The following is a 19,143-nucleotide window of genomic DNA, read 5'->3' as shown; positions in this document are numbered from 1 at the left end:
TACTCCGGCCTCAGGCGTTTGCAGCTGCCTGGCACGGTTAAAGATAGTTCATCCTGGATACGGCATCTCAAGCCTGCGAGTTGGCATGAGGGTAGGGAAAATCGAGGCGACAAGAATCAGGAAGGTATAAAGCAACAAACCCCGCGCTGCTTTACACAGGCGGGGTTTGTTCTGACGAATATGGTTGCGGGAGCCGGATTTGAACCGACGACCTTCGGGTTATGAGCCCGACGAGCTACCAGGCTGCTCCATCCCGCGTCAGTGGGGCGGATTCTACAGTGTGCAGTTTGTATGTCAAGCGCTAGGCTTTGATTTATCGATGTTTTTTCGAAAACGCTTATCAGCAGGCAAAGAAAAAGGCCACTGTGTTAACAGTGGCCTTTTCTTGAATCTGGTTGCGGGAGCCGGATTTGAACCGACGACCTTCGGGTTATGAGCCCGACGAGCTACCAGGCTGCTCCATCCCGCGTCAGTGGGGCGGATTCTACAGCGTACAGTTTATATGTCAAGCGCTAGGCATTGATTTTTCGAGCTTTTTCGAAAAGGCTTTTTTGCGGGCAAAGAAAAAGGCCACTGCGTTAACAGTGGCCTTTTCTCGAATCTGGTTGCGGGAGCCGGATTTGAACCGACGACCTTCGGGTTATGAGCCCGACGAGCTACCAGGCTGCTCCATCCCGCGCCTGTGAGATCGAATTCTACGGATTTGCGCCCCGATGTCAAGCAATTGTTTTGGAAAAACCTTTTTTGTTCAAACCCTTAGCGCTTGATAACAGTATGCAGCTCAGGCACGGCGGGGCTTTCAGGCCGATTATCGTGTGGCCAGGCAGGTGAGCTGTTTCAGAGCAGGGCGCATGCGATACTATCTGTATGAATTTACAGTGCTGACGGTCGTCCATGTCCTTGCGCAAGATCATTCACGTCGACTGCGATTGTTTCTACGCTGCGATCGAGATGCGTGACGACCCGCGCCTGGCCGGTCGGCCCATGGCGGTGGGGGGCTCGCCCGACCATCGCGGGGTCATCGCCACCTGCAACTATGAAGCACGCGCCTATGGCGTGCGCTCGGCCATGTCGTCGCGACATGCGCTGAAGCTCTGCCCCGATCTGTTGATCGTCAAGCCGCGCTTCGAGGCCTACCGCGAGGCTTCGCGAGAAATCCACACGATCTTTCGCGACTACACGGAGCTTATCGAGCCTTTGTCGCTGGACGAAGCCTATCTGGATGTCAGCGACAGCCAGTGGTATTCGGGCAGCGCCACGCGCATCGCCGAGGATATTCGCCGGCGTGTTGCCCGCACCCTGCATATCACCGTGTCGGCTGGCGTGGCGCCAAACAAGTTTCTGGCCAAGATCGCCAGTGACTGGCGCAAACCCAATGGGCTGTTCGTGATTACCCCTAATGAAGTGGAAGCGTTCGTTGCCGCATTGCCAGTGGCCAGGTTGCATGGGGTGGGCAAGGTGACGGCCGACAAATTGACACGGCTGGGTATCGAAACCTGCCTGCATTTGCGTGAGTGGTCACGGCTGGCGTTGGTGCGCGAGTTCGGCAGTTTTGGCGAGCGACTGTGGGGGCTGGCGCGGGGGATCGATGAGCGTGCGGTGCACAACGACAGCCGACGCCAGTCGGTGAGTGTTGAAAACACCTACGACACCGACCTGCCAGACCTGGCCAGTTGCCTGGCGCGGCTGCCCGAATTGCTGGACAGCCTGAACGAACGCATCGCCCGTATGGACAGCAGTTACCGGCCAGACAAACCGTTCGTCAAGGTCAAGTTCCACGACTTCAGCCAGACCACCATGGAGCAGGCGGGCGCGGGCCGGGACCTGGAGAGTTATCGGCAATTGCTGGGGCAGGCGTTCGCCCGTGGTGGCAAGCCGGTACGCTTGCTAGGGGTAGGGGTGCGGTTGCGTGACTTGCGGGGGGCGCATGAACAGCTGGAGCTGTTCCCGCCTAATAAATGAAAGGGGCTGCAATGCAGCCCCTTCTGTTAATGCACGCCCGGATCGGCCACCAACCGGCCAGTGGCCTTGGTCAGCGACTGCAAGAACTCCTGCTGCAGCTCCGGATCGTTGCGGGTCAGCTCGATCAGGCTCTGTTCCATTTCACTGGCTTCCTCTTCAAGGCCCAGCTCGGACAAGCGCTTGACCCGGTGCACCCACTGGCCGACATCATCATCTTCGAGGTCATCGAAGATCAGCTCATGGGCTTCAAGCAGCTTATTGCGCAGGGTAGCGCTGACCAGCAGGCTAGCATCGCCTCTTACCGCATTGTCCTCATCATGTACCTGCAGGTGCAAGGTGCCGACGTGGTTGAGGTTCTGCTCGGAAAACGGGCTGTCGAGCAGGTTCAGACGCAGCACGCCGTTGCGGTCGGTGGTCAGCTCGTGGGTCATCTTGCCGGCCTTGACCTCGACCAGGCGCTCGCTCCAGGGCAGGCTGGTGGATTCCTCGCGCTTGCCTTTCTGCACTTCGCTGATCCCGGCCAGGTTTTGCTGGGCGCGGCCGTTGGAGGGCACGTTCATGAACGGGTTGAGCCCATCCACGCCATAACTGAGCCAGTCATGCGTGATGCTTTGCGGCAGGTTGCCCAGGGCGAAGACGTTGACCACATTGGCGCCGACACCCGCCACCACGGCCACTGCACCCAGCGGGATCTCGTAGATCTCACGCCAGGGTTGGTACGGCGTGTAGCGGTCATAGCGACGGGTCACTTCGAACTCGGTGACTTCGAAGCGCTTTTGCTCATGCACGCGCACACGTCGCTGCGGAAGCTCCATCACCTTCGGCTCACCGACATCGATCTGCAGGGTGTGCTCGAGCAGTTTGCGCTCGACGCGCTCCTCATGGTCGCTGCGCTGGGACATCTGGTTGGCGCAGCCGCTGAGGAGCAGGGTGCCGCATAGTGCGGCACCCCCCAGGGTAAAGGTACTTCGCTTGAACATGATCACTCGTGCATTGATTATCAGCGGCGAACGCGGGCCTGCAGGAAGGTCAGCACTTCATTGAGCGGCAACGTCTGGGCGTCTTGCTCGGTGCGGTGCTTGTACTCCAGGTTGCCTTCGGCCAGGCCGCGATCGCTGACGACGATGCGGTGTGGGATGCCGATCAGCTCCATGTCGGCAAACTTGATGCCTGGGCTGGTTTTCTTGTCGCGGTCGTCCAGCAGCACTTCATAGCCGGCGGCGGTCAGTTCTGCATACAGCTTGTCGGTTGCGTCGCGGACCACGTCGGTTTCGTAGCGCAGCGGTACGAGGGCAATCTGGAACGGAGCCAGGGCGTCATTCCAGATGATGCCTTTGTCGTCATAGCTCTGCTCGATGGCAGCAGCAACCACGCGGGATACGCCAATGCCGTAGCAACCCATCGACAGTACGACCGGCTTGCCGTTCTCGCCCAGCACCTGGCACTTCAGCGCCTCGCTGTACTTGGTGCCCAGCTGGAAGATGTGGCCCACTTCGATGCCGCGCTTGATAACCAGGGTGCCCTGGCCGTCAGGGCTTGGGTCGCCTTCGACCACGTTACGCAGGTCGGCGACTTGTGGAACCGGCAGATCGCGCTCCCAGTTGACGCCGAAGTAGTGCTTGTCGTCGATGTTGGCACCAATGCCGAAGTCGCTCATCAGGGCAACCGAGCGGTCGATGATGATTTCCAGTGGCAGGTTGAGCGGGCCGAGCGAGCCGGCACCGGCGCCAATGGCTTCGCGCAGTTCGGCTTCGGTGGCCATGACCAGCGGGTCGGCAACCTGTTCCAGCTTGGTGGCCTTGATTTCGTTCAGTTCGTGGTCGCCACGGACGATCAGGGCAATCAGCTTGCCCTCTTCGGCGCCACGCACGATCAGGGTCTTGACGGTCTTCTCGATCGGCAGGCCGTGGTTCTCCACCAACTGGGCGATGGTCTTGGCGTTCGGGGTGTCGACTAGGCGCAGCTCCTCGGTAGGCGCTGGACGCACGGTTTCACGCGGTATGGCTTCGGCTTTCTCGATGTTGGCGGCATAGTCGGAGCTGTCGCTGAAGATCACGTCATCTTCGCCGGACTCGGCCAGTACGTGGAACTCGTGCGAGTAGCTGCCACCGATCGAGCCGGTGTCGGCCTGCACAGGGCGGAAGTCCAGGCCCAGGCGGGTGAACACATTGGTGTACGCCTGGTGCATGCGATCGTAGGTTTCCTGCAGGGAAGCCTGGTCGGCATGGAACGAGTAGGCGTCCTTCATGATGAACTCGCGGCCACGCATCAGGCCGAAGCGCGGGCGGATCTCGTCACGGAACTTGGTCTGGATCTGGTACATGTTGAGCGGCAGCTGTTTATAGCTGGACAGCTCGTTACGGGCCAGGTCGGTGATCACTTCTTCGTGGGTAGGGCCGACGCAGAAGTCGCGCTGGTGGCGGTCTTTCACGCGCAGCAGTTCAGGGCCGTATTGCTCCCAGCGACCGGATTCCTGCCACAGTTCGGCGGGCTGGATGCTCGGCATCAGCACTTCCAGGGCGCCGGCGGCGTTCATTTCCTCACGCACCACGGCTTCGACCTTGCGCATTACCCGCAAGCCCATCGGCAGCCAGGTGTACAGGCCGGAGGCCAGTTTGCGGATCATGCCGGCACGCAGCATGAGCTGATGGCTGATGACCACTGCGTCGGCAGGGGTTTCTTTCTGGGTGGCGAGCAAATATTGACTGGTGCGCATGGTTAGCCGTGTCGATTGCCTAAGACGTTGAAATAGCCCCGCATTGTACGGGGGGGAAACGAAGGCGTACAGGATGCCCCAGGGCGTGACACTTGTCAGCCAAGAAAAAGCCCGGCGTGATTGCCGGGCTTTTTCAGGTGCGGGGCACTGCAAGCCAGGCTTACAGGATGCTCAGCGGGTACTCCACGATCAGACGCAGGTCGTTGTTGTCTGCGGCGTATTCGGCTTCGTACGCATCGTTGGCGCGGTAAACGGCATAGCGCACGCGGAACGACAGGTCTTTGGCGGGACCTTCCTGGATCACGTACTTGGACTCGATGTTCAGTTCGTGTTCCTTGCCTTCAGTGTTCGCTGCGGTCTCGATGTTGTCACCGTAGACATAACGAGTCATGAAGCTCAGGCCAGGGACGCCGTAGGAGGCCATGTTCAGGTCGTAGCGAGCCTGCCAGGATTTTTCCTCACGGCCTACGAAGTCGGAAATCTGGATGGAGTTGGACAGGAAGACTGTACCGTTACCATCGACGCCGTAGAGGTAGCCAGTGTCGCCGCTGGAGCGCTGGTAGGCCAAGGTGAATTTGTTGCCGCCCAGGCTATATGCAGCTGCCAGGCTCCAGATTTTGTTGTCCAGCTCCCCGTACAGAGCCTGGCCCTGGTCTTTGGTACGGTAACCATTGAAGTCGAAGTTCAGTGCTTGGCTGTCATCGATCGGCAGGTTGTAGTTGAGGTTGATGTACTGTTTCTTGAAGTAATCATCAACGTCAGAGGCCGCCAAGGTACCAATGAAGTTGTCGTTAAACGAGTAGGTCGCTCCGGCAATGTTCGCCGAGGTCAGGCCTGGCGTGTGCTTGCCATTGATGCTGTCCTTGCCCATGCCTGTCTGCGAGCTCAGCGCGGTGAAGCGACCTGCGGAAAGCTCCAGGCCCTTGATTTCCTTGCTGGTGATCAACGTACCTTCGGCCACTTCTGGCAGCAGGCGGCTGTCGTCAGTCGCGAACACTGGGCTGGCCACGAACTGGCGACCATACTTCAGAGTGGTGTCGGAGAGGCGGAACTTGACGGCTGCACCGCCTTTGCCCTGCGAATCTTCCGGGTGGCCGTCACTGTCGGTGCGGAACAGGCCGTTGCCTGCAGTGCCTTTGCCGCCGTCAAACTTGACGCTGCCCATGGCCAAGACGTCGAGGCCTACGCCGATGGTACCTTGGGTATAGCCGGACTCGAAGACGCCCAGCAGCGATGCGCCGCTATCTTCGCGGTGACCGCTCTTGAAACCGCTAGATTTGGTGGCGTCAGCGATGTTGCCCGCCCCGTGCTTGAAGTCGCGGTTCATGTACATGGCGCGGGTCTTCAGGTTCAGCGTGCTGTCTTCGATGAAACCTTTGGACTCGTCCTGTGCCGAGGCCATTGCCAACTGCGAGGTCCCTGCCGCAACGGCCAGGGCGATCATGCTCCACTTCATCACGCGCATCGTGATTTGCTCCTTTGGTTTTTAGGAAGAGTACCGCTGCGTCCAAGTCTTTTAGTTATATGGGGCAGCTCTTTCTTGTTATGTCGGCGAAAATGTATAGCACGCAGACTGTTGTTGGCGATATGGCTATAAGCACTCTTTGCGGAACTTTTTCACCGTGTCGCTTTTAAGTATTTCCATGTCGCAAATCACGCCCCTGTTCAGGGGCCGTATAACCTCAGCGCTGTTCCTGGCACCGTAACGAATCTGTAACTGCCGATTCCGGTTGAGGAAACTCCCTGGTAACCCATGTCGCTGTTGTTATTTGTCGCGGTCACCTGCCACTGCAGATGTCGTGCCGACTTGGCGGGAAGGGAATGCAACAAGCGTGCTCAAAATTCGCAACACTTCATGAAATTTTCACAAAGCCTGCTACCGAGGGTCGGAAAGTGCCGTAAATGCGGGACGAAGGCGGCTTGAGTGTTTTTTGGGATCGAGAATCATTAAAATTTAAAAACCTGCCATTAGAGTCAAGGTGTTACCGCAACTTGTTAATCCGGGGGTATTTGTGGGGTGGCAGGTGTGGGGAGGGTGGTCAGGCGGCCTCATTTTGGTGCGAAAAGTAGCGCTGTGTTACCGGGAATGTGCAAGGTATCCTTGCTGGCCTGTTTCCGCCTGACGCGGGATGGTATTGCCTGAAGGAGATATGCCGTGTTCGTCCTCGATTCGCGATTGCAGCAGGATTCGCTGGTGCTGGGGGAGTTTCCGCTGTGCCAGTTGCTGCTGAGCAAGGATGCCAATTACCCATGGTTCATCCTGGTGCCCAAGCGCGCGGGTATCAGTGAGCTGTTCGAGCTGGATGCGGCAGAGCAACAGCAGTTGTGGCAGGAAACCACCCTGTTGGCGGAAGCGCTGAAAGCCAGCTACGCAGCTGACAAGGTGAACGTGGCTACCTTGGGCAACGTGGTCAGCCAGTTGCACATGCATGTGATCGTGCGCCACCGCGACGACGCCGCGTGGCCGGCTCCGGTATGGGGCAAGTGTGCGCCTGTGGGTTACACCGATGATCAACTGCAGGCTGTTCGTCAGCGTCTGCGCGGGCTGCAGCTTGCTGGTTACCAAGAGGCCTGACATGACATTGGAAATGCGTATGGTCGAGCTGGAAACCCGTCAGGCGTTTCAGGATGACGCTATCCAGGCGCTGAATGACGTGGTGGTGGAGCAAGCGCGGGTGATCGAGCGGCTGCAATTGCAGATGGCCGAGCTGATCAAGCGTCATGAAGAGATGGTTGGCCAGTATGGCAGTGAAGGGGAAGAGGCGCCGCCTCCCCATTATTGATTTCTGCCAGGCTGCCATCGCCGGCAAACCAGCCCCCACAGGTATGATGCTGCTCTCAGGTGCAGCGCTGACCTTGCGGAGCCTGGCTTGCCGTTGATGGCGTCAGTCGGTCAGCGGCGGGTTACCGCAACTACGTCTTCGGCCTGCAGGCCCTTGTCGCGGTGCATCACCGAAAACTCCACGCGCTGGCCTTCGACCAGGATGCGGTGGCCCTCACCGCGGATGGCTCGAAAGTGCACGAAGATGTCATCACCCGAGTCGCGGGAGATGAAACCAAAGCCTTTCGATGTGTTGAACCATTTGACGGTGCCAGTATCACGGTTGCCGGCATCTTGTGCCGCGTGCTGGCTGCTGCGTGCCTTGCGTGGGCCGCGTGCAAAGCCCACGGCCAGATGCAGGGCCACGGCCAGTGCCGCGCAGACCAGGGCTGCCAGGTTGCCCATTTCCGGGCGGGCCAGTAGCGTCAGGGTCTGCAGCACGACGGCGACCACCAACAGGGCGCAGGCCAGATGCTGCAGTTGTTGTCGCGCGCCGCGATGATACAGTGGCACCACCGGCGCCAGCACCAGGTTGAGCAGGCCGAGCAGGGCCAGGTAGACCGCGTCAGGTTGTTGCAGGAAGGGTGTCGCATCGGTTTTCAGGCTGGGTATGAGCGATAGCAGCAAAGCTGCCACGCCCGTCACCAGATGGACGATCTTGAACATGGGGTTGGCTCACTGTTGATAAGGCCGATCACAGGAAGAGCTGGCAGCACGGTGCGCATGAGATATGGAGCGCGAACACGTGGCAGGCCAGCCTATGCACCCGGCAATGACAGTCCGCACGGGTGGCACAGTGCCTATTTAACAGTAAAGCCGCAGCCTACTCAAACTGCAGGCCGCCCAGTGGCGATGTGTTGCGCCATGTCACATGCGGCATGCGGCAAGTGTTGCTACAGTGGTCGGCACCCGCTTGAGTCTCAAGCCTTATGGAAAGGGGAGCTTCATGGCAATTGATATCGGTATCAGTGAAGAAGATCGCAAGTCCATCGTCGATGGGCTGTCCCGCCTGTTGTCGGATACCTACGTGCTGTATCTGAAAACCCATAACTTCCACTGGAACGTCACCGGTCCGTCGTTCCGCACCCTGCACCTGATGTTCGAAGAGCAGTACAACGAATTGGCGCTGGCAGTCGATTCGATCGCCGAGCGAATCCGTGCCCTGGGCTTCCCGGCACCGGGTTCGTATGCATTCTATGCACGGCACTCGTCGATCAAGGAGGAGGAAGGCGTCCCTCCGGCAGACGAGATGATCCGCCAGTTGGTCCAGGGGCAGGAGGCCGTGGTGCGCACTGCGCGCAGCATTTTCCCTGTGGTGGACAAGGTCAGTGACGAGCCGACCGCAGACCTGCTGACGCAGCGCATGCAGGTGCACGAGAAAACCGCCTGGATGCTGCGGGTGCTGCTCGACGACAAGTAACCGTTGCTCAAGGCGGAAAACTTGCGCAACCCCTGTGGGAGTGGGCGCGCCCGCGAACACCGGCGCAGCCGGTGCCATCCAGCGCATCGCCTGCTCCCACAGGGTCCGCCTGGCAACCTGGTATTTGCGAAGGAACATTTTGCCGCTGCTTTAAGCTCGCCCGTCAGCGCTTCATAGGCCACCTGGTACCTGTGACGAGGAAGTGTGGCGCATGATGCAAGCGAGCAAACGTATGGCTGGCCAAGGCAGCTGGCCAGGAAAACAGTGCATCGATCCGTTCAAGGCGGACTTTGACATGCTGCAGACGCAGCCGGTGTCACGTTCCGTGCGGCTCAACGGCTTTTCTACCTGTTTGCGCCTGGAGGCTGTCTACTGGGGTATCCTGGAACGCATTGCCGCCGCCAACCGTTGTTCGGTCAGTGCCGTGTTGTCCTATGTGGACCGTGAAGTGCACCTGCGCCAGGGTGGAGTGCGCAACTTCAGCGGGCTGATCCGGGTCATCTGCGTGGCGTGGCTGCAGGACCCGCCGAGTGCTCGCTGATCGCCTGGCGGGCTGCGCAGTGCTTGCTAACCATATATAATCCCGCTTTTTGCTGCCCCGGCAGCCAGCGTTATGGTTGACGAGAGACACCCATGCCCCTTTATGACTATCAATGTGCGTCCTGCGAGCACCGCATGGAAGTGCTGCAGAAGATCAGCGCCGCGCCGCTGACCGATTGTCCGGCCTGTCAGGCACCGGCACTGAAAAAGCTGCTGTCGGTGCCAGGCTTTCGCCTGAGCGGTAACGGTTGGTACGAAACCGACTTCAAGACCGGGGCGAAAAAGAATCTGGCAGGCGGCGACAAGGCCGACTGAGTTGAATGCTGTGACCGGGTCTTGCAGTATTAGCCCTCCGGGCGGCCAAGGCCTCCACCGAATACACGAATCACGAGAAGCGAAACCACCATCATGATGCGCAGCCATTATTGCGGCCAACTGAACGAGAGCCTGGACGGCCAGGAAGTCACCCTTTGCGGCTGGGTCCATCGTCGCCGCGACCACGGCGGGGTGATCTTCCTCGACATCCGTGACCGCGAAGGCATGGCCCAGGTCGTGTTCGATCCGGATCGCGCCGAAACCTTCGCCGCCGCAGACCGTGTGCGCAGCGAATACGTCGTACAGATCACCGGCAAGGTCCGCAAGCGCCCTGAAGGTGCAGTGAATGCCAACATGGCCTCCGGTGCCATCGAGATCCTCGGCTACCAGCTGACTGTGCTCAACGAGGCGGAAACCCCGCCGTTCCCGCTGAACGAGTACTCTGACGTCGGCGAGGAAACCCGCCTGCGCTACCGCTTCATCGACCTGCGTCGCCCGGAAATGGCTGAAAAGCTGCGCCTGCGTTCGCGCATCACCAGCAGCATCCGTCGCTTCATGGACGACAACGGCTTCCTCGATGTCGAAACACCGATCCTCACCCGTGCCACTCCGGAAGGCGCGCGCGACTACCTGGTGCCAAGCCGTACCCATGCCGGTAGCTTCTTCGCCCTGCCGCAGTCGCCCCAGCTGTTCAAGCAGCTGCTGATGGTCGCTGGCTTCGACCGCTACTACCAGATCGCCAAGTGCTTCCGTGACGAAGACCTGCGTGCCGATCGCCAGCCGGAATTCACCCAGATCGACATCGAGACCAGTTTCCTCGATGAAAGCGAGATCATGGGCCTGACCGAAAGCATGATCCGCAAGCTGTTCAAAGAAGTGCTCGACCTGGAATTCGGCGAATTCCCGCACATGACCTTCGAAGAGGCCATGCGCCGCTACGGCTCCGACAAGCCAGACCTGCGTATTCCGCTGGAACTGGTCGACGTTGCCGACCAATTGAAGGATGTCGACTTCAAAGTGTTCGCCGGCCCGGCCAACGATCCGAAATGCCGCGTTACCGCCCTGCGTCTGCCAGGCGGCGCCAGCATGCCGCGCAGCAAAATCGACGAGTACACCAAGTTCGTCGGTATCTACGGTGCCAAGGGGCTGGCCTACATCAAGGTCAACGAGCGCGCCAAGGGTGTCGAAGGCCTGCAGTCGCCGATCGTCAAGAACATCCCTGAGGCCAACCTCAACAACATCCTCGATCGCGTTGGCGCCGTAGACGGCGACATCGTGTTCTTCGGTGCCGACAAGTTCAAGGTGGTCAGCGAAGCCCTGGGCGCGCTGCGTATTCGCCTGGGTCACGACTTCGAGCTGCTGACCTGCGAGTGGGCGCCGATGTGGGTTGTCGACTTCCCGATGTTCGAAGAGAACGAAGACGGCAGCTTCACTGCATTGCACCACCCGTTCACCGCGCCGAAGTGCACCCCGGAAGAGCTCGAAGCCAACCCGGCCAGCGCCCTGTCCCGTGCCTACGACATGGTCCTGAACGGTACCGAGCTGGGTGGCGGTTCGATCCGTATCCACCGTAAAGAGATGCAGCAGGCAGTATTCCGCCTGCTGGGTATCGAAGCAGAAGAACAGGAAGAGAAGTTTGGCTTCCTGCTCGACGCTCTGAAGTTCGGGGCACCGCCTCACGGCGGCCTGGCGTTCGGTCTGGACCGTCTGGTCATGCTGATGACTGGCGCCCAGTCGATCCGTGAAGTGATCGCGTTCCCGAAAACCCAGAGCGCCGCGTGCGTCATGACCCAGGCCCCAGGCATGGTCGACGCCAAGGCCCTGCGCGAGCTGCACATCCGACTGCGCGAACAGACCAAGGTCGAGTAAGCAGTCCCCGGGCGCATCCATATGGATGCGCCTTTGCGTTTCGACGCAGGTATTTTCCCGTCCCGCCCCGTCATGGGGCGGGGCTGTTTGTGATTCAAAGGATTCGGAGTCGTTATGGCTGGTCATTCGAAGTGGGCGAACATCAAGCACCGCAAAGAGCGCCAGGATGCCAAGAGAGGCAAGGTCTTCACCAAGTGGATCCGTGAACTGACGGTCGCTGCCAAGCAGGGTGGCCCTGACCCGGCATCCAACCCGCGCCTGCGCCTGGCGTTGGACAAGGCCCTGGGCGCCAACATGAGCCGCGACATCATCGATCGCGCTGTAGCCCGTGGTGCTGGCACCAACGAAAGCGACAACGTCGAAGAGCTCAGCTACGAGGGTTACGGCCCGGGTGGCGTGGCGATCATGGTCGAAGCCATGACCGACAACCGCAACCGTACCGCTGCCGCCGTGCGTCATGCCTTCACCAAGTGTGGCGGCAACCTGGGTACTGACGGCTCGGTGGCCTACCTGTTCGAGCGCAAAGGCCAGATCAGCTTTGCCCCCGGCGTGGAAGAGGACGCGTTGATGGAGGCGGCGATGGAGGCCGATGCCGACGACGTGGTGGCCAATGATGACGGTTCGTTCGACGTATTCACTTCGTTCAACAGCTTCTATGCCGTGCGTAATGCCCTGGAAGAGGCTGGCTTCAAGGCCGCTGATGCAGAAATCGTCATGCAACCGACCACCAGTGCCGAGCTCGACCAGGACGGTGCCGAAAAGGTGCTCAAGTTGATCGACATGCTCGAAGACCTGGACGACGTGCAGAACGTCTATTCCAATGCTCAGATTTCCGACGAGATCATGGAAAACCTAGGCTAAGGTGATTTGGCATTTTGTGCCAACGCTGAGCGTTTGATAGCGCCTGTGCCGGCCCTTTCGCGGGTAAACCCGCTCCTACAGGTATTACGCCCATTTCAAATGTGGTGCAGTACCTGTAGGAGCGGGTTTACCCGCGAAAGGGCCGGCGCAGTTTGTAGAGATGCATCATTTTTTCGACGGGCTTTATGACTCTGATTCTAGGTATCGACCCTGGCTCGCGCATCACCGGCTATGGCGTGGTACGCCAGACCGCCCGTGGTTGCGAGTACGTGGCGTCGGGCTGCATCCGCACCGGCAGCGGTGAGCTGCACGAGCGGCTGCAGATTGTTTTTCGTGGTGTCAGTGAAATCATTGCCCAGCACGGCCCGGTGACCATGGGCATCGAACGGGTGTTCATGGCCCGCAACGCCGATTCGGCACTCAAGCTTGGCCAGGCACGTGGCGCGGCTATCGTCGCCGCCGCCGAGGCTGGCCTGGAGATCGCCGAGTACAGCGCCACCCAGGTCAAGCAGGCCGTGGCCGGCACGGGTGGTGCCAACAAGGAGCAGGTGATGATGATGGTCATGCATCTGCTGAAATTGACGCAAAAACCGCAGATTGACGCTTCCGATGCCCTGGCCATCGCGCTGTGCCACGCCCACACCCGCTCCAGCCTGGTGCCGCATGGCTTGACTACCGCGCGGCGACGCGGCGGGCGCTTGCGTCTGTAAGCGCTTCATGCGCTGATACACATTTTGTTCGGGTGATACGTTCACCTGCTGCATTTGCTGATAGGGTTGAGCGGTCTTTGACCGGCTCCCCGAGAGGAAGGATCGGAACGTGATTGGACGTTTGCGCGGCACCCTGGCGGAAAAACAACCGCCTCACCTGATTATCGACGTCAACGGCGTGGGTTACGAACTGGAAGTTCCCATGACCACGCTGTACCGTCTGCCCAAAGTGGGGGAAGTCGTCACGGTGCATACCCATCTGGTCGTGCGCGAAGATGCCCACTTGCTCTACGGCTTTGCCGAAAAACGCGAGCGCGAGCTGTTTCGCGAGCTGATCCGCCTGAACGGTGTAGGGCCAAAGCTGGCCCTGGCGCTGATGTCCGGGCTGGAAGTGGATGAACTGGTGCGCTGCGTGCAGGCCCAGGACACCTCAGCCCTGGTGCGCGTGCCAGGCGTCGGCAAGAAAACCGCCGAGCGCTTGCTGGTCGAGCTCAAGGACCGATTCAAGGCCTGGGAAACCTCGCCGGCCATGTTCACCCTGGTCTCCGATGGGCCTTTACCGGTCGCCAGCGAGTCCAGTGCCGAGGCCGATGCAGTCAGTGCCCTGGTCTCGCTGGGCTACAAGCCACAGGAAGCCAGCAAGGCAATCGCCGCGATCAAGGACAAGGCCGGCCTGAGCAGTGAAGAGCTGATTCGCCGCAGCCTGAAAGGGATGATTACCAAGTGATCGAAGCCGACCGCCTGATTGCCGCCAGTGGCCGCGACCGCGAAGAAGTCCAGGACCGTGCGATTCGCCCCCTGAGCCTGGACGAGTACATCGGCCAGCCAGTGGTGCGAGAGCAGATGGCGCTGTTCATCCAGGCGGCCCGAGGCCGCGGCGAGTCGCTTGACCACACGCTGATCTTCGGCCCGCCCGGCCTGGGCAAGACCACCCTGGCCAACATCATCGCCCATGAAATGGGGGTGTCGGTGAAGAGCACTTCGGGGCCGATTCTCGAGCGCCCCGGGGACCTGGCAGCCATGCTGACCAACCTCGAGCCGCACGACGTGCTGTTCATCGATGAAATCCACCGGCTGTCACCTGTTGTCGAAGAGGTGCTGTACCCGGCCATGGAGGACTTCCAGCTCGACATCATGATCGGCGAAGGCCCGGCAGCCCGCTCCATCAAGCTTGATCTGCCACCCTTCACCCTGGTGGGGGCTACTACCCGTGCCGGCATGCTGACCAACCCGCTGCGTGACCGCTTCGGTATCGTCCAGCGCCTGGAGTTCTACAACGACAAGGATCTGAGCACCATCGTCAGCCGCTCGGCCAACATCCTTGGCCTGGCCATCGAAGACCAGGGCGCCTACGAGATTGCCCGCCGTGCCCGTGGCACGCCGCGCATCGCCAACCGCCTGCTGCGCCGCGTGCGTGACTACGCCGAGGTGCGCGGCAAGGGCCAGATCACCAAGGCCGTGGCGGACATGGCGCTGAACCTGCTGGACGTCGACGAGCGTGGTTTCGACCACTCGGACCGTCGCCTGCTGCTGACCATGATCGAGAAGTTCGATGGTGGCCCGGTGGGCGTGGACAACCTGGCAGCAGCCATCAGCGAAGAGCGTCATACCATCGAAGATGTGCTTGAACCGTACCTCATCCAGCAGGGCTACATCATGCGCACGCCGCGCGGCCGCGTGGTTACCCGGCATGCCTACCTGCACTTTGGGCTGAATATCCCCGGGCGCTTGGGGGAGGGGGGCGATTTTTCCGAGCCAGGCGATGAATGACAGATCAAAAGCGACTTTTTGTGGTCCTATCGCTGGCATGCCCTTGGCGCGCTGGCAATAAGACATTAATGAAGAAAAAACAGTTGCCACAGCGGATTGGCAAGCTGAGGAGTAAGCACTAGAGTATGCGCGCGCAAAATCAGCTCGAACCGTTCGCACATCGGTGTCGCGTCTATTACGAAGATACCGATGCGGGCGGCGTGGTGTATTACGTCAACTACCTGAAATTCATGGAGCGCGCGCGCACCGAACGCCTGCGGCACCTGGGCTTTTCCCAGTCGCAGCTGGCTGAAGACAACCTGCTGTTCGTGGTCCATTCCAGCGAAGCGCGCTATCACGCGCCGGCGCGGCTTGATGACGAATTGCGGGTGACCGCGCAAGTACTTGAACTCAATCGCGCCAGCCTGCGTTTCGTACAGCAGGTGTGGCGGGAAAAGGATGAAACGCTGCTTTGCGAAGGGCAGTTCCTGGTGGCCGCCGTGCGCGCCGACACTTTCAAACCCCGAGCCATACCGCCCCAGCTGCGCGACGCCTTTGCGGCGGACGGCTCGGGTAATCAATCGAATGCAGGAGAATAAGCGTGGAAGCTAACGTCGTCGACCATACCTCCATGTGGAGTCTGGTCAGCAATGCCAGCGTGGTGGTACAGCTGGTAATGCTGACCCTGGTGGCCGCCTCGGTCACCTCATGGATCATGATCTTCCAGCGCAGCACCATGCTGCGCGCCGGTCGTCGTGCGCTGGATGCCTTCGAAGAGCGCTTCTGGTCGGGCATCGACCTGTCCAAGCTGTACCGCCAGGCAGGCAGCAACCCAGATCCGGACTCCGGTGTGGAGCAGGTGTTCCGTGCCGGTTTCAAGGAGTTCTCGCGTCTGCGTCAACAGCCGGGCGTTGATCCTGACGCGGTCATGGAAGGCGTTGGCCGTGCCATGCGCGTTGCCATTTCGCGCGAGGAAGAAAAACTCGAGCAGAGCCTGCCGTTCCTGGCCACCGTCGGTTCGACCAGCCCGTATATCGGCCTGTTCGGCACTGTATGGGGCATCATGAACTCCTTCCGCGGCCTGGCCAGCGCCCAGCAGGCCACCCTGGCCACCGTTGCTCCGGGCATCGCCGAAGCACTGATCGCAACCGCCATCGGCCTGTTCGCGGCAATCCCGGCTGTTATTGCCTACAACCGTTTCGCCGCACGCAGTGAAGTGCTGATCGGCCGTTACTACACCTTCGCCGACGAGTTCCAGGCGATCCTGCACCGCAAAGTGCACACCAGCGAAGAGTAATCAGGTAGAAGCCCATGGCCCGAGTTCGCCACAAACGCAAGCCCGTCGCCGAGATGAACGTGGTGCCCTACATCGACGTGATGCTGGTGCTGCTGGTCATCTTCATGGTGACGGCGCCCATGCTCAACCAGGGCGTGAAGGTCGACCTGCCCAAGGTTTCCAGCGAAGCCTTGCCGCAGGACAACAACGTCCAGATCCTCACCATCTCCATCAAGGCCGATAAAACCTACTACTGGAACCTCGGCAGCGAAGTCGATACCGACAAGCAGATGGACAAAGCCATGACCTTGCCGGCCATGACCGACGCCGTCACCAAGATCATTGCTGCCGGCCGTGACCAGGGCAAGCAGACCCAGGTGTTCATTCGTGGCGATAAAGCTGTCGACTATGGCGCGGTCATGGGTGCCATGGGCGGGTTGCAGAAGGCCGGTGTCGGTAACGTTGGCCTGATTACCGAGGCGCCCTGATGCAACAGCGAGAGCCATCCGCCTCGGAAAGCTACTTCTGGCCCAGTGTCTGGGCCATCGGCCTGCATGTGCTGGTGTTCGCCCTGCTGTTCGTCAGTTTTGCCATGACGCCTGAGCTGCCGCCATCCAAGCCGATTGTTCAGGCTACCTTGTATCAGCTCAAGTCCAAGAGCCAGGCGACCACCCAGACCAATCAGAAGATTGCCGGGGAGGCGAAGAAAACTGCTTCGCGCCAGACCGAAGTTGAGCAATTGGAACAGAAGAAGGTCGAGCAAGAGGCCGTGAAGGCCGCGGAACAAAAGAAGGCCGACGCTGCTCAAAAGGCCGAAGAGGCTCGCGAGGCTGCTGAAGCGAAAAAAGCCGAGGCCGCTGAAGCCGCCAAGGCTGCCGAGGCAAAGAAAGCTGCCGAAGCCAAGAAAGCCGAAGAGGCGAAGAAAGCCGCCGAGAAGCAGCAGGCCGACATCGCCAAGAAGAAGGCCGAGGACGAAGCGAAGAAAAAAGCCGAAGAAGAGGCCAAGAAAGCGGCCGCTGAAGAGGCGAAGAAACAAGCCGCCGAGGACGCCAGGAAGAAGGCCGCCGAAGAGGCCAAGAAGAAAGCAGCCGAGGACGCCAAGAAGAAAGCGGCGGCCGAGGACGCGAAGAAGAAGGCAGCTGAAGAGGCCAAGAAAAAGGCCGCTGCAGACGCCCAGAAGAAAAAGGCACAGGAAGCGGCCCGCAAGGCGGCAGAAGACAAGAAAGCCCAGGCCTTGGCCGAGCTGTTGTCTGACACCACCGAGCGGCAGCAGGCGCTGGCTGACGAGCAGGGCGATCAGGTAGCTGGCGACTTCGACGACCTGATCCGTATGCGCGCGGCCGAGGGCTGGGCGCGTCCGCCTTCCGCGCGCAAGGGCATGACGGTGACCCTGCAGGTCAGCATGTTGCCGGACGGTACCATTACCAGTGTCAGCGTGGCCCGTTCCAGTGGTGACGGCCCGTACGACAGTTCGGCAGTGGCTGCGGTCAAGAACATTGGTCGTCTGACCGAGATGCAGGGTATGAAGCCGAGCGATTTCAACCGTTATCGTTCGTTCAAGATGACATTTACACCTGAGGATCTAGCGTTGTGATTAAACGTCTGAGAGGACTGCTGGTCATGCTGTGCTGCGTGGCAGGCATGGCCGTTGCAGAGGAAAAGAACATCCTGGTCACCAGCGGCAGCGATCGGGCTACCCCCATCGCGGTAGTGCCGTTCGGTCTGCAGGGCGGCAGCGTGCTGCCAGAGGACATTGCTGACATCATCGGCAACGACCTGCGCAACTCTGGCTACTACTCGCCAATCCCGCGGCAGAACATGATCAGCCAGCCGTCGCAGGCCAGCGAAGTGATCTTCCGTGACTGGAAAGCGCTGGGAGCCCAGTACGTGATGGTCGGTAGCATTGTGCCGTCGGGCGGTCGTCTGCAGGTGCAGTACGCGCTGTTCAACGTCGCCACCGAGCAGCAAGTGCTGACCGGCAGCGTAGCGGGCAGCACCGACCAGCTGCGCGACATGGCGCACTACATCGCCGACCAGTCGTTCGAGAAGCTCACCGGCATCAAAGGCGCGTTCTCGACGCGCATGTTGTACGTGACGGCCGAGCGTTTCTCCACCAACAACACCCGCTACACCCTCCAGCGTTCGGACTACGACGGTGCACGTGCGGTGACTCTGCTGCAATCGCGTGAGCCGATCCTGTCGCCGCGCTTTGCGCCGGATGGCAAACGTATCGCCTACGTTTCATTCGAGCAGAAGCGCCCACGTATCTTCGTGCAGAACATCGATACTGGCCGCCGCGAGCAGGTCACCAACTTCGAAGGCCTGAACGGTGCGCCAGCCTGGTCGCCGGACGGTTCGCGCCTGGCGTTCGTGCTGTCCAAGGACGGCAACCCGGACATCTACGTGATGAATATGGCTTCGCGCCAGATCAGCCGTGTTACTGCAGGCCCGGGTATCAATACCGAGCCGTTCTGGGGCAAAGATGGCAATACCCTTTACTTCACTTCCGACCGTGGCGGCAAACCGCAAATCTATAAACAGTCGGTCAGTGGCGGTGGTGCCGAGCGCGTGACGTTCGTGGGTAACTACAATGCCAACCCGAAACTTTCGGCGGACGAAAAGACCTTGGTAATGATTCATCGCCAACAGGGCTTTACCAACTTCAAAGTGGCGGCCCAGGACTTGCAGCGCGGAAGTGTAAAGATTCTGTCTGAAACAAGTCTTGATGAGTCTCCCACTGTTGCGCCAAACGGCACCATGCTAATCTACGCCACCCGCCAGCAGGGCCGGGGAGTCTTGATGCTCGTGTCGCTTAATGGCCGCGTGAGGCTCCCACTTCCTACCGCTCAAGGCGAAGTCAGAGAACCGTCCTGGTCCCCTTACCTGAACTGATTGCGGCGTAAT

At 60.1% G+C, this 19,143-nt stretch carries 20 protein-coding genes and 3 tRNA genes; 16 read left to right on the top strand and 7 right to left on the bottom strand.

All coding sequences use genetic code 11. The features are described from left to right. Positions 1-181 precede the first annotated feature (181 nt). The 3 genes from ACF8EA_RS03665 to ACF8EA_RS03655 form a co-directional block, all read right to left on the bottom strand. A tRNA-Met gene (locus tag ACF8EA_RS03665) sits at positions 182-258 on the bottom strand. Positions 259-392: 134 nt separating this feature from the next. Further along, positions 393-469: transfer RNA gene (locus tag ACF8EA_RS03660), tRNA-Met, on the bottom strand. Positions 470-602: 133 nt separating this feature from the next. Beyond that, positions 603-679: transfer RNA gene (locus ACF8EA_RS03655), tRNA-Met, on the bottom strand. A 221-nt stretch (positions 680-900) separates the two neighbouring features. Here ACF8EA_RS03655 and dinB point away from each other — a divergent pair. After that, a complete protein-coding gene (gene dinB / locus ACF8EA_RS03650) occupies positions 901-1,962 on the top strand; it encodes a DNA polymerase IV (protein WP_392521140.1) in 1,062 nt (353 codons plus the stop codon). Positions 1,963-1,988: 26 nt separating this feature from the next. Here the strand turns inward: dinB and ACF8EA_RS03645 are convergent, their stop codons facing one another. The 3 genes from ACF8EA_RS03645 to ACF8EA_RS03635 all read right to left on the bottom strand — a co-directional run bounded on the left by ACF8EA_RS03645 (position 1,989) and on the right by ACF8EA_RS03635 (position 6,143). Beyond that, positions 1,989-2,942, bottom strand: a complete 954-nt coding sequence (locus tag ACF8EA_RS03645) for a hypothetical protein (protein ID WP_021783326.1) — start codon at positions 2,940-2,942, stop codon at positions 1,989-1,991. 20 nt (positions 2,943-2,962) lie between these two features. After that, complete coding sequence (locus tag ACF8EA_RS03640) at positions 2,963-4,678, bottom strand: proline--tRNA ligase (protein ID WP_021783327.1); 1,716 nt, start codon at positions 4,676-4,678, stop codon at positions 2,963-2,965. A 160-nt stretch (positions 4,679-4,838) separates the two neighbouring features. After that, the gene (locus ACF8EA_RS03635; protein ID WP_392521127.1) at positions 4,839-6,143 is read right to left on the bottom strand and encodes an OprD family porin; all 1,305 of its coding nucleotides are present in this window, start codon (positions 6,141-6,143) and stop codon (positions 4,839-4,841) included. 690 nt (positions 6,144-6,833) lie between these two features. On the opposite strand from ACF8EA_RS03635, the gene ACF8EA_RS03630 reads away from it, so the two are divergent. Continuing rightward, on the top strand, positions 6,834-7,253 hold the full coding sequence (locus ACF8EA_RS03630; protein ID WP_392521126.1) for an HIT family protein: 420 nt from the start codon (positions 6,834-6,836) through the stop codon (positions 7,251-7,253). 1 nt (position 7,254) lies between these two features. Beyond that, complete coding sequence (locus tag ACF8EA_RS03625) at positions 7,255-7,461, top strand: SlyX family protein (protein ID WP_012051473.1); 207 nt, start codon at positions 7,255-7,257, stop codon at positions 7,459-7,461. Between the two features lie 110 nt (positions 7,462-7,571). Here the strand turns inward: ACF8EA_RS03625 and ACF8EA_RS03620 are convergent, their stop codons facing one another. Then, entirely contained in the window at positions 7,572-8,165 is a 594-nt protein-coding gene (locus tag ACF8EA_RS03620) for a cold shock domain-containing protein (protein ID WP_021783330.1), read from the bottom strand. A gap of 280 nt (positions 8,166-8,445) precedes the next feature. On the opposite strand from ACF8EA_RS03620, the gene ACF8EA_RS03615 reads away from it, so the two are divergent. The 13 genes from ACF8EA_RS03615 to tolB all read left to right on the top strand — a co-directional run bounded on the left by ACF8EA_RS03615 (position 8,446) and on the right by tolB (position 19,131). Beyond that, positions 8,446-8,919, top strand: a complete 474-nt coding sequence (locus ACF8EA_RS03615; RefSeq protein ID WP_010952363.1) for a Dps family protein — start codon at positions 8,446-8,448, stop codon at positions 8,917-8,919. A gap of 211 nt (positions 8,920-9,130) precedes the next feature. Continuing rightward, positions 9,131-9,460, top strand: coding sequence for a ribbon-helix-helix domain-containing protein (locus ACF8EA_RS03610; protein ID WP_021783331.1), 330 nt, complete (start codon positions 9,131-9,133; stop codon positions 9,458-9,460). A gap of 92 nt (positions 9,461-9,552) precedes the next feature. Next, positions 9,553-9,774, top strand: coding sequence for an FmdB family zinc ribbon protein (locus ACF8EA_RS03605; RefSeq protein WP_003254776.1), 222 nt, complete (start codon positions 9,553-9,555; stop codon positions 9,772-9,774). Between the two features lie 93 nt (positions 9,775-9,867). Further along, positions 9,868-11,643 carry an aspartate--tRNA ligase gene (gene aspS, locus ACF8EA_RS03600; RefSeq protein WP_028698159.1) on the top strand — a complete coding sequence of 592 codons (1,776 nt, stop codon included), beginning with the start codon at positions 9,868-9,870 and terminating at the stop codon, positions 11,641-11,643. Between the two features lie 114 nt (positions 11,644-11,757). Beyond that, a complete protein-coding gene (locus ACF8EA_RS03595) occupies positions 11,758-12,504 on the top strand; it encodes a YebC/PmpR family DNA-binding transcriptional regulator (protein WP_003254770.1) in 747 nt (248 codons plus the stop codon). Positions 12,505-12,689: 185 nt separating this feature from the next. Then, entirely contained in the window at positions 12,690-13,214 is a 525-nt protein-coding gene (ruvC, locus tag ACF8EA_RS03590) for a crossover junction endodeoxyribonuclease RuvC (RefSeq protein WP_010952366.1), read from the top strand. 109 nt (positions 13,215-13,323) lie between these two features. Further along, positions 13,324-13,941 carry a Holliday junction branch migration protein RuvA gene (gene ruvA / locus ACF8EA_RS03585; RefSeq protein ID WP_392521125.1) on the top strand — a complete coding sequence of 206 codons (618 nt, stop codon included), beginning with the start codon at positions 13,324-13,326 and terminating at the stop codon, positions 13,939-13,941. Continuing rightward, positions 13,938-14,984 carry a Holliday junction branch migration DNA helicase RuvB gene (gene ruvB, locus ACF8EA_RS03580; protein ID WP_003254766.1) on the top strand — a complete coding sequence of 349 codons (1,047 nt, stop codon included), beginning with the start codon at positions 13,938-13,940 and terminating at the stop codon, positions 14,982-14,984. Before ruvA ends, ruvB begins: the two co-directional genes overlap by 4 nt. A gap of 125 nt (positions 14,985-15,109) precedes the next feature. After that, positions 15,110-15,562 carry a tol-pal system-associated acyl-CoA thioesterase gene (gene ybgC, locus ACF8EA_RS03575; protein ID WP_016711994.1) on the top strand — a complete coding sequence of 151 codons (453 nt, stop codon included), beginning with the start codon at positions 15,110-15,112 and terminating at the stop codon, positions 15,560-15,562. Positions 15,563-15,564: 2 nt separating this feature from the next. Then, the gene (tolQ, locus tag ACF8EA_RS03570) at positions 15,565-16,260 is read left to right on the top strand and encodes a protein TolQ (protein ID WP_010952367.1); all 696 of its coding nucleotides are present in this window, start codon (positions 15,565-15,567) and stop codon (positions 16,258-16,260) included. 14 nt (positions 16,261-16,274) lie between these two features. Beyond that, positions 16,275-16,727, top strand: a complete 453-nt coding sequence (gene tolR, locus ACF8EA_RS03565; protein ID WP_003254760.1) for a protein TolR — start codon at positions 16,275-16,277, stop codon at positions 16,725-16,727. Further along, the gene (gene tolA / locus ACF8EA_RS03560) at positions 16,727-17,833 is read left to right on the top strand and encodes a cell envelope integrity protein TolA (RefSeq protein ID WP_021783334.1); all 1,107 of its coding nucleotides are present in this window, start codon (positions 16,727-16,729) and stop codon (positions 17,831-17,833) included. The genes tolR and tolA overlap by 1 nt, the downstream gene beginning before the upstream one ends. A 26-nt stretch (positions 17,834-17,859) precedes the next feature. After that, positions 17,860-19,131: a Tol-Pal system beta propeller repeat protein TolB gene (tolB, locus tag ACF8EA_RS03555; RefSeq protein WP_021783335.1), complete on the top strand. Its 1,272-nt coding sequence runs from the start codon at positions 17,860-17,862 to the stop codon at positions 19,129-19,131. Positions 19,132-19,143 lie beyond the last annotated feature (12 nt).

The sequence above is a fragment of the Pseudomonas sp. YQ_5 genome, from assembly GCF_043103305.1.
Lineage (GTDB): Bacteria > Pseudomonadota > Gammaproteobacteria > Pseudomonadales > Pseudomonadaceae > Aquipseudomonas > Aquipseudomonas putida_Y.
This window is presented reverse-complemented; position numbering and strand designations above follow the sequence as displayed.